The organism is Chitinophaga tropicalis (assembly GCF_009758205.1).
Taxonomy (GTDB): Bacteria; Bacteroidota; Bacteroidia; order Chitinophagales; family Chitinophagaceae; genus Chitinophaga; species Chitinophaga tropicalis.
The window spans coordinates 265,780-280,232 of record NZ_WRXN01000006.1 but is presented as its reverse complement, the minus strand read 5'-3'; the positions used below and the strand labels follow the sequence as shown (position 1 = coordinate 280,232).

The window sequence follows — 14,453 nt, the reverse complement described above, 5'->3', positions numbered from 1 at the left end:
TGCGGCCAGTCAGAAACAATTTTACAAACATTTTGTACTTTTATTTAATATTTCAATTTCTATGAATAAGATCCTATTATCCTTATCCCTCGCAACCGTGATATATGGCTGTGGTGCAGCTGAGCGGGCGCGGAATCCGTTTCTGGAGAGAGACTACGTAATGGCAGACTCCATGCACTACGATCACCTGGTGATCGATGAGCTCAGAAAAATTGTTCCGGGCACTATCAGCGGGATAAAAAAATCGACGAACAATGAAACAAAGACAGGTGGTATTACAGAAGCAATGCAATTCGAGTATGAAGCTACTCCGGACAACAACAACGACTATGATAAGGTAAAAGCAACTTTGAAGAAGAAAGGTTACCTGCTTTTTAAATCGGAAGAGAATTTTGGTAACGGGCCTGATAAATTTGCGGTGATCAAAACAAAAGACCAGTTTGATATACTGCGGTTCAAAGCTACCAATGGCCGCAACTACGACATTACAACAGACAGCATACTGACAAAGCTGAAAGCATGGTATACCCGTTTTCAGTTTGAGATAACCGGGGCTGATGATGACTGGGTGGAAATAAAGCTGGGAAATATCTCAGCACCGGACGCTACTGAATTTGCAAAGGAAGTGTATGAGTTCTGCCCTGGTATTGCCGAACAGGACGAAGAAACAGTGGATAACCTTGCTATTGATATCCTGCAGACGAAGATCATGTTCCTCTGGTGGCAATAACATCGTTTACTCCCGTCAATATTGCTGGTCCCGCTCAATGCGGGACTTTTTTTATTCTTAACCGCCACAATACCGCATTTAGCCTTCACTATGTGCAAATAATTCATAATTTTACACGCCTTGCCTGAATCTTACGCATGACAGCTTGTCATTATAAGTTAGTAAGCACAATATTTGGGTAAGGAACGAACAGACCATTTCCGCCGGCAAGTACCAGTAATGCCAATGCTAACCGGAGTCCTGGGGCTGTATCGCAACTGTTTTAACAATCATTCGTAATAAACTAGACATGTTAGGTTTTTTAACTAAACTTTTTGGCGGGCATAAGTCGGAGAGAGATATCAAAGCTATTGAACCTCTGGTGAGACAGATCAATGAAGCGTTTGAAAAGCTGCAATCCCTGCCTGTAGACCAGCTCCGTGCCAAAACACAGGAGTTCCGCCAACGTATAAGCGTACATCTGTCAAAGATCGACGGCACCATTTCTGAAAGGAAAACGGATGCTGAAACTGCACAGAATGTAGCAGATAAAGACGCCATCTACCAGGAAATAGATAAGCTGAAAAAAGAACGTGACACCCAGCTGGAAGAAGTGCTGAAGGAGATCCTGCCTGAAGCCTTCGCTGTTGTGAAAGAGACTGCACGCCGTTTTTCACTGAATCCTACCATTACAGCTACCGCCACTCCCCTGGACAGGCAGCTGGCAGTGGTAAAAGATTATGTCACTATTGAAGGTGACAATGTGACGTGGAAAAATTCATGGACCGCTGCCGGTAACGTAGTGACCTGGAACATGGTACATTATGATGTGCAGCTGATAGGTGGTGCGGTACTGCACCAGGGTAAAATATCCGAAATGGCCACTGGTGAAGGTAAAACGCTTGTTTCTACCCTCCCGGCCTATCTCAACGCCCTGGCAGGTGAAGGTGTACACGTGGTAACCGTGAACGATTACCTGGCCCGCCGTGACTCTGAATGGAACGGTCCTATCTTCGAATTCCTCGGTATTACAGTAGATTGTATCGATAAACACCAGCCTAATACTGCAGATCGCCGTAACGCATACCTGGCAGATATCACCTATGGTACCAACAACGAATTTGGTTTTGACTACCTCCGTGATAACATGGTGCATAACCCGGATGAAATGGTGCAGCGCAAACACCACTTCGCCATGGTGGATGAGGTGGATAGTGTATTGATCGACGATGCGCGTACCCCGCTCATCATCTCCGGTCCTATTCCCCGTGGTGAAGAACAGGAGTTCCATATTCTGATGCCACGTATCCAGAAACTGGTGGAAACCCAGCGTAACGCTACCAACCAGTATCTCCAGGAAGCCAAGAAACTCATTGCTGAAGGTAAAGACGATCCTAAAACAGGTGGTCTGGCCCTGATGCGTGCATGGCGCGGCCTGCCCAAGAACAGCGCGCTGATAAAATACCTGAGCGAGCCCGGTATCAAAGTACTGCTCCAGAAAGCAGAGAACTACTACCTGGCAGACCAGCAGCGTGAAATGCCTAAAGTAGATGAAGGACTTTACTTCAGCATAGATGAAAAGAACAACAGTGTAGACCTGACTGAAAAAGGTATTGCCCTGATCACCAAAGCAGGTGAAGATCCTCACTTCTTCATCATGCCTGATGTTGGTTCCGAGATCGCCGAGATTGAAAAGCTGGCTATCAGCGCAGATGAGAAACTGCACCGCAAAGAGACCCTGCTGAAGGACTTTGCCCAGAAATCAGACCGTATCCACTCCGTACAGCAGCTGCTGAAAGCATATACCCTCTTCCATAAAGATGTGGAATATGTGGTAATGGACGGTAAAGTGAAGATCGTAGATGAACAGACAGGCCGTATCCTGGATGGACGCCGTTATTCTGACGGTCTGCACCAGGCTATTGAAGCGAAAGAGAACGTAAAGGTAGAAGCTGCAACACAGACATTTGCTACCGTTACCCTTCAGAACTACTTCCGTATGTATCACAAACTGGCTGGTATGACCGGTACAGCGACTACAGAAGCGGGTGAGTTCTGGGAGATCTACAAGCTGGATGTGGTAACCATTCCAACTAACCTGCCTATTACCCGTAAAGATGCGGAAGACCTGGTTTACAAAACCAAACGTGATAAATACAAAGCGGTGATCGAAGAGGTGAGGACCCTGCAGAATGCTGGTCGCCCGGTACTGGTAGGTACTACTTCTGTAGAAGTATCTGAATTGCTCAGTAAGATGCTGGCTTTTGAGAAGATCCCTCACAACGTACTGAACGCCAAACAGCATGCCCGTGAAGCACAGATAGTAGCGGAAGCTGGTCTGGCAGGCGCGGTGACTATTGCTACCAACATGGCGGGTCGTGGTACGGATATCAAGCTCGGACCTGGCGTGAAGGAAGCTGGTGGTCTGGCCATTATTGGTACAGAGCGCCATGAAAGCCGCCGTGTAGACCGCCAGCTGCGTGGTCGTGCCGGTCGTCAGGGAGATCCCGGTACTTCACAGTTCTTTGTATCCCTGGAAGATGACCTGATGCGTATGTTCGGTTCTGACCGTATAGCTGGTCTTATGGACCGCATGGGTTATAAAGAGGGAGAAGTGATCCAGCACAGTATGATCACCCGTTCTATTGAAAGGGCTCAGAAGAAAGTAGAAGAGAACAACTTCGGTATCCGTAAGCGCTTGCTGGAATATGATGACGTAATGAACAAGCAGCGTACTGTTATCTATAACAAACGTAACCACGCCCTGTTTGGCGAACGTCTGGCTATAGATACTGACAATGCTTTCTATGATGTAGCAGAGAATATCGTTACCACTCACAAAGATTCCGGTGATTATGAATCTTTCAAGCTGGATGTGATCGTCAACTTTGCTATTGATACAGATATTACCCAGGAAGAACTGGCAAGAACAGATATCAATACCCTGGCCGGCCGTCTTTATCTTCAGGCTAAGGAAAGCTACCAGCGTAAAACATCTGAGCTGGCGCAGAATACCCTGCCTGTAATAGAGCAGATCCACAGGGAGCAGGGCCATCATATTGAGAACATTTCCATTCCGTTCACTGACGGAACAAAAGGTATCAATGTACTGGCTAACCTGCAGAAAGTAGTAGATACCAAAGGCTTTGAAACGATCAATGCACTGGAGCGTTCTATAACCCTTTCCCTTATCGATGACGCCTGGAAAGAGCACCTGCGCGCCATGGATGATCTGAAACAATCTGTACAGGGAGCGGTTTACGAACAGAAAGACCCGCTGCTGATCTACAAATTTGAAGCGTTCAACCTGTTCAAACAGCTGACTGCCGATACCAGCCGTGAGATCGTATCTTTCCTTTGCAGATCAGGTATTCCTGTTCAGCAGGAAGATCGTCCGCAGCAACCACAGCAGATACGTGAAGGCCGTGAGGAAAAAACTGATATGAGCCGTATGCGGGCAACCCACCAGGAGTTTGAAGAAGCTCCTCAGAATGGGAATACTGCTGTAGCGCAGGAGTATGCCGAGCCGGTGAAACAGGATCCGGTGCGTAGTGGTCCGAAGGTGGGAAGGAATGATCCTTGTCCTTGTGGAAGTGGTAAGAAGTATAAACAATGTCATGGTAAGGATTTCTAAACCATCACTTTATAAAGAGAAAGCCTCCGCAATGCGGGGGCTTTTTTTTTGTTACTAGCGAGCATTTGCAGGATAACATAAGTCATGTTATTGTGCAAAATGCCTGTTAGTATCGGGTTATTTCCCTGTTCTACAGGCAATAAAAGCCTGACACCACTATTTGCGTTGCTTTACGTTATAACCAGTTAAAATTTCAGGGGAAGTGATTACTGGAATTGACAGGGGGTACTTAAAAATCAATAGGATTTTGCAGGAAGAAAGAACGGCGCATAGCGGCGTATTCAGTGCCATCTTTGAGGCTATCTTCATAATACCGGGTAATTACATTCTTTGCGCTGCGTTTTAATTCAGGAGTAGTATCAGGATAACCTTTTGCCAGGTTGTACAGATCCCTTATCATATTCAAAGTGCTTCTTCTCTGCTCATTTAAAGCCTCTCTATCCAATCCCAGTCTGGAAATAGTTATAGTACCTCTTTCATTTCCATCAACTGAAACCGGAATTTCCTGATTAAAAGAGATAAGTATTGATGGATCATCAACTACAGGATGTACAAATAACGGATCTTCATTTGTAATATCATCAGTGTGCGATAATGCCCGGTTGGCAGTATTTCTAACCGGGAAAAGGTTCTTTTTATGTCGCTGATTACACATCTGACATGACAGTAATAAATTATCCCAATTATAAGATAACCAATAATATCCCGGCTTATTCAACGCCTCGTTATCCTGTACCCAGGCAGCTTTAGGTCTGTAATGCTCGACATCACCGTAACTGATATGTGTTATTTTAGATTCGCAAAAACAGCATTTACCTTCCTGGACATCTATCAATGTGTTTTTCACATCTTCATGCCCATAGATCTTCCCATCAAAATCATCTTTTGTAAATGTCCGTTCTCCATTATTATAACGTGCAATCAGATTGTTTGTGGCGTTAACACCTTTATTTAATAGGATATCCGGTACAGGAACTGTAGTTTTTCTAACGATTTTTATCATTCTCGTCCCTTATGTTGTTTTTCTTTTAAGTAAGCAGCTGCTTTGCGGATAATATCCATTGCCTCAATGTCTTCTTTATTTGCAGCTGTAGGTAATGAGTGGGCCATTTCATTCAGCTCCTCAAGCCTTGCTTTTTCTTTTTCTGAAAGAGGTGATCTTTGTAGTAAAACAGTTCGTTCTTTAAGCAATTCAGCTGTTTCTGTATCACGGGCACTGTCTATTCCAAAGAGATCGCTTGTAAGTATCTGGTCTATTCTCCATCTTCTGACATTTTCTACTTCCTGATCAATCACGACAGTATCTCCTTTCTTCTGCAATACAACAAGGTTTACATCTTCCGGTGCAGCCTGAACAATCAATGGGCTGTGTGCGGTGACAATAAACTGAGCAGCTGGGAATCTGTCAGAGAGATATTTGAAGATATTTCTTTGCCATTTGGGATGAAGATGAAGATCTATTTCATCTACGAGAACAATAGCGGGTTCTGCTAATGGGTTTTCACTATCGGGATACTTTATAAACATCCTGGCAGCAAGGTCAACAACCCAGGCGATCATAGTTTTATACCCAAGGCTTAGCTGATCAAGATTTAGCCAGCCGAAACTTGTTTTGAAAGCAACGCTCGGCTTTAACTGATCCTTAGTTGGATCTAATATTTTGATGTCCTCTATATCCGGCAACAGATCTATCAAAATTGATTTAACCTGTTCCCTTTTTCTTATTGCAAGTTGTTTAACATCAGAATCTTTACTAGCAGCATAATCCAATTGCAACAACCATTCCTCTGCATTGATCAAAGTTCTGTTCTCGAAAAATAATGTTTCGGAATTCATTTTAATAAAATCATTTGCAAGAGAAGTCTTGCTCATAGTTCGATTGGCTCCGTAAGAAAATACTACGAAAGATCTTGCTACATCTCCACTTATGGAGCTTGCTGTAGAACTTTCATCAGAAGATAGAATTTCACGTTCAATATATGATCTTAAATGGATGTCGGCTAACGGAGGTTTAATAAATTTCCCTTCTAACTTAAATGCTACTTGTCCTAACTGCGTCCAATTGGAATATCCATAATCCACAAAAGAATATCTGGCAAAATCAGTTCCCTTATTCTCAACCGGCTCCAGACTGGCTATCGCCTGTAACAATGTTGTCTTTCCCACCCCATTATCCCCCAAAATCACGGTCCACTTCTTCCAGTTCTTCTTCTCCTTATCAAGAAAACTCAGTTTAACCGGCTCTTTAAAGCATTTAACATTCTTCAGATACAACTCTGAGAAATAAACACCCTTATTTTTTGCATTTTCTGCCATAAAACAAAAATAACTATAAATCCCCCTATAAGTTACCCAAAATCCCATTCCCCCTCCCCTCATTCCTTAATTTCCATTACTTTCGCTCCTGAAACCTGTTGTTATGCAGCTGAACAAATATATTGATCATACCATCCTGAAACCCACCACCACCCTGGAGGATATTAAAAACCTCTGTATGGAAGCCGTGGAATATGATTTTGCCGCCGTATGCGTGCCTCCACCGTTTGTGAAGCTGGCCAAGACCTTTACAGGTAGTACAGACGTTAAAGTAGCTACCGTTACGGGGTTCCCTTTCGGATATTCTGCGATAGAAGCTAAAGTAGCGGAAACGGTGCTGTGCATCGTTGACGGAGCTGATGAAATAGATATGGTAGCCAATATCCTGGCCATCAGGAATAATGACTGGGAATACCTGGAGAAAGAGATCGCTACTGTTATGCCGCTTATCCGTAATCACGGCAGGGCTATCAAGGTGATCATCGAAAGTGGCATATTATTGGAAGAAGAGATCATTAAGTGCTGTGCGTTATATGCTAAATACCAGGTGGATTTTGTAAAAACCTCTACCGGGTATGCTGAAAAGGGGGCTACTACAGAAGCTGTCAGACTGATGAGGGCCCATTTGCCGGCAAATATTCAGATAAAAGCTTCGGGCGGTATTCGTACCTTTGCATTTGCACAGGAGCTGATTGCGGCCGGCGCTACCAGGCTGGGATGTAGCGGAAGCGTGGCCATCATGAAAGAATCTGCTGTAACAAAATGACAATGAAACACTTACTAATATTATTCTCCGGATTACTGACCGGTACTTTTGCATGGGCGCAGGATGCACCTATAGCCAGCACCGGTAGTGTTAAAGTGGTAAAAGACAGCCGGCTGGACCTGCTGATCAAAAAACAGATCTATATCAACACCCTGGCCATCCGCAACCAGCCAGGATTCAGGGTACAGCTGATCTCTACCAATAAAAGGAATGAAGCCAGTGATATAAAAGCACGCGCCATGCAGCTTTACCCTGAGTACCGTACTTATATGGATTACCAGGCGCCTTATTTCAAGGTGCGTATTGGCGACTTCAAAAACCGCGATGAGGCGGCAGAACTGCGTGAAAAATTATCCAACAGCTTCCCGGGCGGCGTATTTGTAGTACCAGCCATTATTAACTTGTCACCAGAGAAAGAAGCGGGGAATGAAGAATCGTATTAAGGAACTGGCGCAGCAATATGCGCCGGAATTTGTTGCTATCAGGCGTCATATCCACTCTCATCCTGAGTTGTCATTCGAGGAATATGAGACATCTAAATTCCTGCAGCAGAAACTGGATGAATATGGCGTTACCTATACCGCAGGCGTTGCCGGCACCGGCATTATTGCCACTATCGAAGGAAAAAATCCATCGTCCAAGATCATTGCATTAAGAGCAGACATTGATGCGCTTCCTATTACAGAGGCCAATGATGTTCCCTATAAATCACTTAATAAGGGCGTTATGCACGCCTGCGGACATGATGTACACACTACCTGTATACTGGGCGCTACCCGCATCCTGCAGGAGCTGAAGAATGAGTTTGAAGGCACTATCAGAATATTATTCCAGCCCGGGGAAGAGAAACATCCCGGCGGCGCCAGCCTGATGATAAGGGAAGGCGCACTGGAAAGCCCTCGTCCGGATGCTATCCTGGGTATGCACGTGCAGCCTTCCATGGAAGCGGGTAAACTGGGTTTCCGTGCAGGGCAGTATATGGCCAGTGCAGATGAGATCTATATTACCATCAAAGGGAAAGGCGGACATGCCGCCCAGCCTCACCTGACCATAGATACCATCCTGGTGGCATCACACCTGGTGGTAAGCCTGCAGCAGGTGATAAGCCGGAACAACAATCCCTTCTCTCCTTCCGTATTAAGCATTTGTGCTTTCAACGGCGGTTACACTACCAATGTAATACCCAGCGAAGTGAAGCTGATGGGAACTTTCCGTGCTATGGACGAGACCTGGCGTTTCAAGGCCCATGAGATCATCAAAAAGCAGGCAACCGAACTGGCACATGCCATGGGCGCCGAAATAGAGATAGATATACTGGTAGGTTATCCCTGCCTGTATAACAATGAAGCGGTAACGGGCCGCGCCCGTTCACTGGCGGAAGAATATATGGGGCTGAGCAATGTAGAAGATACTGAAGTGCGTATGGGGGCGGAAGATTTTGCCTTCTATTCCCAGATCGTTCCTGCCTGCTTTTTCAGACTGGGTACCGGCAATGTGGCCAGGGGCATTACTTCCGGCGTACATACGCCTACTTTTGATGTGGATGAAAACGCAATAGAAGTAGGTATCGGTACAATGGCATGGCTAGCTACACAGTTCTAAGATATAAAAAAAGGCCCCGTAAAAACGGGGCCCTATCAACATAGCCTTTTTGTCTTATCGTTATTGAAAGCGTTTGTTAGCTACTATTTTGATTGCATTTCCTTCATAGAAGACAGTGAGCTACCTGTCACCGATAATTCCCTCAGACTGTCCAGCTGCAGATGTGTATAACGGAATGGCACATCATACATGTACAGCGCACTATGTTTACCCAGTGCCAGGTTTAAGGAATCTATCGCGCTGTTATTGCTGAATTCTACGGTAGCGGAGTTTCCTACTTCCATATCCAGATGGTCTATATTCGAATTCACCACTCTTACTTCAGCTCCATTCCCTGCCACTATTTTCAGGCGGTCCAGCTTCATCTCGCTGAGATATACATTCGTATTTACCAGTACGAGAGCTGACAGGTCCGGGCATTCCAGGAGCCTGAAGTCAAGATCTTTTTCGTATTTCAGGAACAACGTATCGTCCCTGCGGGAATACTCGTAATGCTTATAGTTCTGGTTCCCGAAGATGATCCTGGCTGAATCACCATAGGAAATTGTCAGTGTATGGGATTCCTTTCCTTCTACCTTCAACACTTTAAATGGGGGCAGGCCTTCTATCCATGTTTTTTTGTCTCCATCTTTTGCTTTGTCACTAAATCTCCCATTATTGTAATTAGCCCGCAGTATAACATCAGATGCTATCATCAGGAGAACGACGAAGCCTATAAAAGAGAACAATAGCTTATTGCTTGTCTTCATAAATTTCTTTTTGACAAATTATCTGAAATGGGATTTTTTATATTTCTCATAATGTGGTTTCAGTTCATCCAGCTCCACATCCAGCAGGTAAATATTGCGGAAGAACTGTGGTAATTCGTTGACCAGGAAGCGCTCTTTCTTCAACTGTTTTATCTTCTTAGCGGCAGCTGCTTCCACGAAATACCCGATCCCTCTTTTATTGTAGATGATCTCGTACTGTTGCAGATATTCACAGGTACGCATAACTGTATTGGGATTTACTTCCAGCTGCACAGCCAGCTCCCGCACGGAAGGCAGCCTGTCTTCCGGCTTCCATTTTTCCAGCAATATCTGTTCGCATATGTGGTCTGCTATCTGCAGATAAATAGCCTGTGATTCTTTGAATTCCATGATCCCTATTTTTTATATCTCTTTATCTCTCAGCCGGAAATAAGCCATTGTCCACAGGCAGGGCGCTACCAGGTACTTCCCGATGAACAGCAGGAAATCCGCGTATTTCTTTGGTACTACCAGGAAGTCATCCATCGGATAAGCGGCATGGCTTACTGACTGGTCTATCATCACCCTTACACCAACGAAGGGAATATGTTCATTCCATTTGTGCAGTTTGCTGCCGAAGAACGTATAGGCAGTAACGGTATGCAACAGGTAGATCGCGCCTGCAAACAAGAGGAAGAAGAACACTGTTTTAATAAAGCTGTACTTATGTGTATAAATAGCTCCCAGCAGGAACAGCGCCTGTACAATAAACCAGAAATAGTAGCTGTACCACCATTTGTTATCTGTTGTATATCTCTGCAGGTCGTTATTGATATGGTTACCAAAGCGGGCAAAGGCGATTGATTCACTCATTGTTGCTGCGAAGTAAAAGGCGACATGATACATTACCAGGAAACCGACTACTGTTACCAGTAATGTGCTCAGAAATTTTTCCAGGTGGGAGGCCGGGAATAACAGGTAATCAATCCCCCTGGGATTAGTGCCCAGCTCCGAGAAAGACATGCTGGTAAAGATGCCTCCGGCCAGGAACATACCAACGAGATAGATAGGTATCAGGTCACTGTATTTTCTTTGCGGGTTACCATCATTAAAAAAATAGAAGCCCATTATGAGGAGCAATAACCCTGTCAGTACTATCAGGGCCATGCCATAGAACCGGTAATTGTCCAGCAGGTGTTTCCTGAAATAGGCGCCGAGCCTGCCGGCACTGAGAATATTGTTTGCTTGCATAAGGTTAGTTGAAGATTTGGGTGATACGCTCAGATTTCTCCAGTACAGCGTTGAATAACAGTTCCATATCGATGCGGCTGTGCTCCAGGCCTCCGTTCTCTGTGATAACGGTATGACCGCGCAGGGAACTGTCTGAGAAGATCACATTGCCTGCATCATCTATTGAGCTGACTGTTTTGAAACAGAGTTTCTCTGTTACGGCTTCCACATTCTGCCGGAAAATGATCCTGTGATTGTCGATGATGACGATACTGTCTATCAGGTTATCCAGATCGCGTACCTGGTGAGTGGAGATGACAATACATTTCTCATCGCTTACAGCGGCGGCAATTACTTTACGGAACTGGCTTTTGGAAGGGATGTCAAGACCGTTGGTAGGTTCGTCCATGATCAGTGTTTTTGTGTTGGTTGCCAGGGCAAAACTGATCAGTACTTTTTTCTTCTGTCCATAGGACATTTCTGTTAACCGCTGGTCCTGCGGAATGTGGAATTCTTCCATGTAGCTGCCAAATGCTTTCCTGTCAAAGTTGGGATAAAACGGTGCATAGGTGCTCAGGTAGTTCTTAATGTGTACAGGGGGCAGGTAAAATTCTTCCGGTACCATGAAGATGTTCTGCAGGAATGCCGGCTGCCGACGAAAGGTGTCGAAGCCCTGTACTTTACAGGAGCCGCCCTGGGGGAATAATAATCCTGCCATGTGTTTCAGCAGACTGGATTTTCCGGCACCGTTCTTTCCCAGCAAACCATAGATGTGACCGGCTTCAAGCTGCAGGTTCAGATGCTCGAACAGAGGTTTGTTCTTCCTGTAGCTGAAGGAGAGGTTCTGGATGGATATCATATAGGTAAGTGCTTTAGTGTACTACTTAACTAGTACACTGTAAAAGTAAGTTCTTTTTTGAGACTTCCAAATATTTTTTACTGAGGGAGGTCTGGCCATTACTTATGGCTAATTAAACTGAGTACCCGGAGGCAGACAATTATCTAACCGATTTATTATATTATACTATACTTCGTACAATGCAAAACTGTAGACGCAATTCTACACATTAGTTTTTTTTAATAGGTTATATTTGCCCTGTGGTTTAAATTAAATACTATCCCCTATGAAAGGTAACCTATCCGCCTTGCTTAGTTTAAGCCTCTTATTATCAGTAATAACAACCTCTGCGCAGTTCGTAAAAATGAAAGACCTGGAAAAAATGAGAAAGCGGACTAAGATCATTGTGGTGAAAGAAAAACCTGATAAGAAGATACTAAAGCAACTGGCCCGAAAATCCTCTGCCGAAGCTGATGCTTACCGGCAGGCCATCAAACAGTTAAACCAGGACTTCCCTGAAGCGGTCAGGCAGTTCTGGACAGTAAACGGAGATGCGACCATAGAACAGAGAACAGAAAAAGAACTAGCCCGCATCAGGAAAAGAAATGACAGGAATTACATTGTGATGGATTGTCAGTCGTTACATGTAAAACCAGGAGTAAGAAGCCGTTATGCCCGTTCACGCTATGCACAGACCTATACTGCTTCCCTGGCCTGGGAATCGGACACCAACAACCTGAGCGTACCGGTCATCAACATGTCTTTTATAGAAAGTGATCTGGCTTATCCTTTCTATATACAGAACATGTCGGAAAGATTCCCTGCCTTCATGGACCTGGCCGTAGGCCTGCGCCTGGCCACCTATGTGTTCTCTGAACAGATTGATGGCAAAAGCAGTACCATCCTCCAGAATGAGATGAAACACAATGCCATTTTCATGAAAGGGAAAACACTGATCCTTTGCAGTGACTGGCTGGATGAGGCATTCTCGCTCAACAAAGCAAAATCAGATTACCCCTTCCCCATCCGCCTGGTCAATGGAGATGAACTGGAAGGCCTTTTCCGTAAAGATTCGTTTGACAGCACCGTACTGGCATATGTACCAGCCGGCGTGTTCTCTACATTTGACCGTAAAACACCATCTATGGAAGTGCATGTACCGGTTGTAGTAGATCCCGATAACGGCATGCCGCTCTGTCATTCTGATATCAGTGATGAAATGTTCCAGGCATGGGGTTATTCACTGATCCCCAATATGGGAAAGAAAATAGTGGGATTTAAAAAAATCAGGAATGAAGATATTGTGAACTTTGCAAAATCGATGAAAGAATAACATCAATATAACGTTATCGTATATCCGCATCGCAGGAATTGTTAATACAATTCCTGCGATCTTTTTTATGACCGGGTTGGGAACACACACATTGTTTACTAATTTTAGCACGTAAACCTATTTTATTATCCCTCATTAAAGGAACATGCTTAAGCGAATTTATCTGTACTGCCTGACGGCAACCCTCATGCTATCTTATTATAGCTGCTCTGAAAAAGAGACTACTAAGATCCCAAACTCTGATACTGAGAGCTCCATCAACGAAAACGATCCTGTTATCCAACGTATCCTTAAAGCCGGATTCAAAAAAGAGGAGATCGTAGCGTTTAAGGATTACTACATGGTACAGGGAGATATCATGTTCGACAAAAAAGATACTGTTTCCCGTGGCGTGCATACGGAACAGGGTATGTCAGACTACCTGGTAGTGTATGGTATGCGTACCATCAACGTATACCTGGCAGGTGGTTTCAGCAGCATCAATCTTGACGGACCGCTGAATGATGTTATACGCGCTTACAATGACATTGGCTCAGAACTGAAGTTTGTAAGAGTATATTCCCAGGCACAGGCGCATATCTCCATTGTACGGAATGATGGCTTAGAGCCTAATGTATGTGGCGCCGCAGGCTTTCCCAGTCCTGCAGGCAAGCCATACGGCACTGTGAACATCTCTGAATCAACATTAACGGGCAACAATTTAGCAAACGCATTGCAGCTCACACAGCTGCTGGCTCATGAAATGGGTCATTGTATAGGCTTACGTCACACCAACTACCTGGCTCTTTTTGAGCCTACGCCACGTCCTATTCCTAATTCGCCTACTTCAGATCCTTTCTCTGTTATGAATGGCAATTCCTGCGGAAAAGAATGGTTTGGCTTTCCATTTTTTGATCAGATGGCTGTTCAGTTCATGTACGCTCCAACCAACACCAGCATCCCTTCTATACTGAGCCCTGGCCAGACCCTTACCCAGGGACAATTTATCCGCTCTTCCGATTACCGCTTTACACTGGTAATGCAGACAGATGGTAACCTGGCGTTGTATCATTTTAACCAGCCTATCTGGGGAAGCGGTACCCATGGCGATCCCAGCATCAATCGCTGCGTGATGCAGACAGATGGTAACCTGGTATTGTATGATGCAAATAATGTTGGACGCTGGAGCACTGGTACACACAGGTATCCTGGTGGCTCTCTCACTTTACAGCCGGATGGTAATCTTGTTATTTACCAGAATGGTGTGTCAAGATGGAGTTCTAATACTTGCTGCCGCTAAATTATAAAGAGGAGAAAT

Annotated in this window: 13 protein-coding genes; 7 read left to right on the top strand and 6 right to left on the bottom strand. The window is 44.8% G+C overall.

Annotation, left to right across the window (positions count from 1 at the left end; genetic code table 11):
• The first annotated feature begins 61 nt into the window (after positions 1 to 61).
• Positions 62 to 730: a DUF4253 domain-containing protein gene (locus GO493_RS15795; RefSeq protein ID WP_157307173.1), complete on the top strand. Its 669-nt coding sequence runs from the start codon at positions 62 to 64 to the stop codon at positions 728 to 730.
• A 289-nt stretch (positions 731 to 1,019) separates the two neighbouring features.
• Positions 1,020 to 4,343: a preprotein translocase subunit SecA gene (gene secA, locus GO493_RS15790; RefSeq protein WP_157307172.1), complete on the top strand. Its 3,324-nt coding sequence runs from the start codon at positions 1,020 to 1,022 to the stop codon at positions 4,341 to 4,343.
• Between the two features lie 229 nt (positions 4,344 to 4,572).
• Here secA and GO493_RS15785 read toward each other — a convergent pair whose 3' ends face one another.
• Complete coding sequence (locus tag GO493_RS15785; protein ID WP_157307171.1) at positions 4,573 to 5,346, bottom strand: HNH endonuclease family protein; 774 nt, start codon at positions 5,344 to 5,346, stop codon at positions 4,573 to 4,575.
• On the bottom strand, positions 5,343 to 6,659 hold the full coding sequence (locus GO493_RS15780) for an AAA family ATPase (protein ID WP_157307170.1): 1,317 nt from the start codon (positions 6,657 to 6,659) through the stop codon (positions 5,343 to 5,345). The genes GO493_RS15785 and GO493_RS15780 overlap by 4 nt, the downstream gene beginning before the upstream one ends.
• Before the next feature lie 103 nt (positions 6,660 to 6,762).
• Between GO493_RS15780 and deoC the strand changes: the two genes are divergently transcribed.
• The 3 genes from deoC to GO493_RS15765 are packed head-to-tail and all read left to right on the top strand — an operon-like array spanning position 6,763 to position 9,027.
• Positions 6,763 to 7,425 carry a deoxyribose-phosphate aldolase gene (gene deoC / locus GO493_RS15775; RefSeq protein ID WP_157307169.1) on the top strand — a complete coding sequence of 221 codons (663 nt, stop codon included), beginning with the start codon at positions 6,763 to 6,765 and terminating at the stop codon, positions 7,423 to 7,425.
• A 2-nt stretch (positions 7,426 to 7,427) separates the two neighbouring features.
• A complete protein-coding gene (locus GO493_RS15770) occupies positions 7,428 to 7,868 on the top strand; it encodes an SPOR domain-containing protein (protein WP_157307168.1) in 441 nt (146 codons plus the stop codon).
• On the top strand, positions 7,852 to 9,027 hold the full coding sequence (locus GO493_RS15765; RefSeq protein ID WP_157307167.1) for a M20 metallopeptidase family protein: 1,176 nt from the start codon (positions 7,852 to 7,854) through the stop codon (positions 9,025 to 9,027). The genes GO493_RS15770 and GO493_RS15765 overlap by 17 nt, the downstream gene beginning before the upstream one ends.
• A gap of 83 nt (positions 9,028 to 9,110) precedes the next feature.
• Here GO493_RS15765 and GO493_RS15760 read toward each other — a convergent pair whose 3' ends face one another.
• The 4 genes from GO493_RS15760 to GO493_RS15745 are packed head-to-tail and all read right to left on the bottom strand — an operon-like array spanning position 9,111 to position 11,844.
• Positions 9,111 to 9,776: a hypothetical protein gene (locus GO493_RS15760; RefSeq protein ID WP_157307166.1), complete on the bottom strand. Its 666-nt coding sequence runs from the start codon at positions 9,774 to 9,776 to the stop codon at positions 9,111 to 9,113.
• A gap of 18 nt (positions 9,777 to 9,794) precedes the next feature.
• The gene (locus GO493_RS15755) at positions 9,795 to 10,166 is read right to left on the bottom strand and encodes a GntR family transcriptional regulator (RefSeq protein WP_157307165.1); all 372 of its coding nucleotides are present in this window, start codon (positions 10,164 to 10,166) and stop codon (positions 9,795 to 9,797) included.
• A gap of 12 nt (positions 10,167 to 10,178) precedes the next feature.
• The gene (locus GO493_RS15750) at positions 10,179 to 11,006 is read right to left on the bottom strand and encodes a hypothetical protein (RefSeq protein ID WP_157307164.1); all 828 of its coding nucleotides are present in this window, start codon (positions 11,004 to 11,006) and stop codon (positions 10,179 to 10,181) included.
• A gap of 4 nt (positions 11,007 to 11,010) precedes the next feature.
• Positions 11,011 to 11,844, bottom strand: a complete 834-nt coding sequence (locus tag GO493_RS15745) for an ABC transporter ATP-binding protein (RefSeq protein ID WP_157307163.1) — start codon at positions 11,842 to 11,844, stop codon at positions 11,011 to 11,013.
• 265 nt (positions 11,845 to 12,109) lie between these two features.
• Here GO493_RS15745 and GO493_RS15740 point away from each other — a divergent pair, with 265 nt between their 5' ends.
• Together GO493_RS15740 and GO493_RS15735 are read left to right on the top strand one after the other, a co-directional pair.
• On the top strand, positions 12,110 to 13,156 hold the full coding sequence (locus GO493_RS15740) for a hypothetical protein (RefSeq protein ID WP_157307162.1): 1,047 nt from the start codon (positions 12,110 to 12,112) through the stop codon (positions 13,154 to 13,156).
• Between the two features lie 145 nt (positions 13,157 to 13,301).
• A complete protein-coding gene (locus GO493_RS15735) occupies positions 13,302 to 14,435 on the top strand; it encodes a M57 family metalloprotease (protein WP_157307161.1) in 1,134 nt (377 codons plus the stop codon).
• Positions 14,436 to 14,453: the final 18 nt, after the last annotated feature.

Coding starts and splice junctions, on each gene's coding strand:
- GO493_RS15745 (WP_157307163.1), bottom strand. CDS start 11,844: ATGATATCCATCCAGAACCTCTCCTTCAGCTACAGGAAGAACAAACCT.
- GO493_RS15795 (WP_157307173.1), top strand. CDS start 62: ATGAATAAGATCCTATTATCCTTATCCCTCGCAACCGTGATATATGGC.
- secA (WP_157307172.1), top strand. CDS start 1,020: ATGTTAGGTTTTTTAACTAAACTTTTTGGCGGGCATAAGTCGGAGAGA.
- GO493_RS15785 (WP_157307171.1), bottom strand. CDS start 5,346: ATGATAAAAATCGTTAGAAAAACTACAGTTCCTGTACCGGATATCCTA.
- GO493_RS15750 (WP_157307164.1), bottom strand. CDS start 11,006: ATGCAAGCAAACAATATTCTCAGTGCCGGCAGGCTCGGCGCCTATTTC.
- GO493_RS15760 (WP_157307166.1), bottom strand. CDS start 9,776: ATGAAGACAAGCAATAAGCTATTGTTCTCTTTTATAGGCTTCGTCGTT.
- GO493_RS15735 (WP_157307161.1), top strand. CDS start 13,302: ATGCTTAAGCGAATTTATCTGTACTGCCTGACGGCAACCCTCATGCTA.
- GO493_RS15740 (WP_157307162.1), top strand. CDS start 12,110: ATGAAAGGTAACCTATCCGCCTTGCTTAGTTTAAGCCTCTTATTATCA.
- GO493_RS15780 (WP_157307170.1), bottom strand. CDS start 6,659: ATGGCAGAAAATGCAAAAAATAAGGGTGTTTATTTCTCAGAGTTGTAT.
- deoC (WP_157307169.1), top strand. CDS start 6,763: ATGCAGCTGAACAAATATATTGATCATACCATCCTGAAACCCACCACC.
- GO493_RS15765 (WP_157307167.1), top strand. CDS start 7,852: ATGAAGAATCGTATTAAGGAACTGGCGCAGCAATATGCGCCGGAATTT.
- GO493_RS15755 (WP_157307165.1), bottom strand. CDS start 10,166: ATGGAATTCAAAGAATCACAGGCTATTTATCTGCAGATAGCAGACCAC.
- GO493_RS15770 (WP_157307168.1), top strand. CDS start 7,428: ATGAAACACTTACTAATATTATTCTCCGGATTACTGACCGGTACTTTT.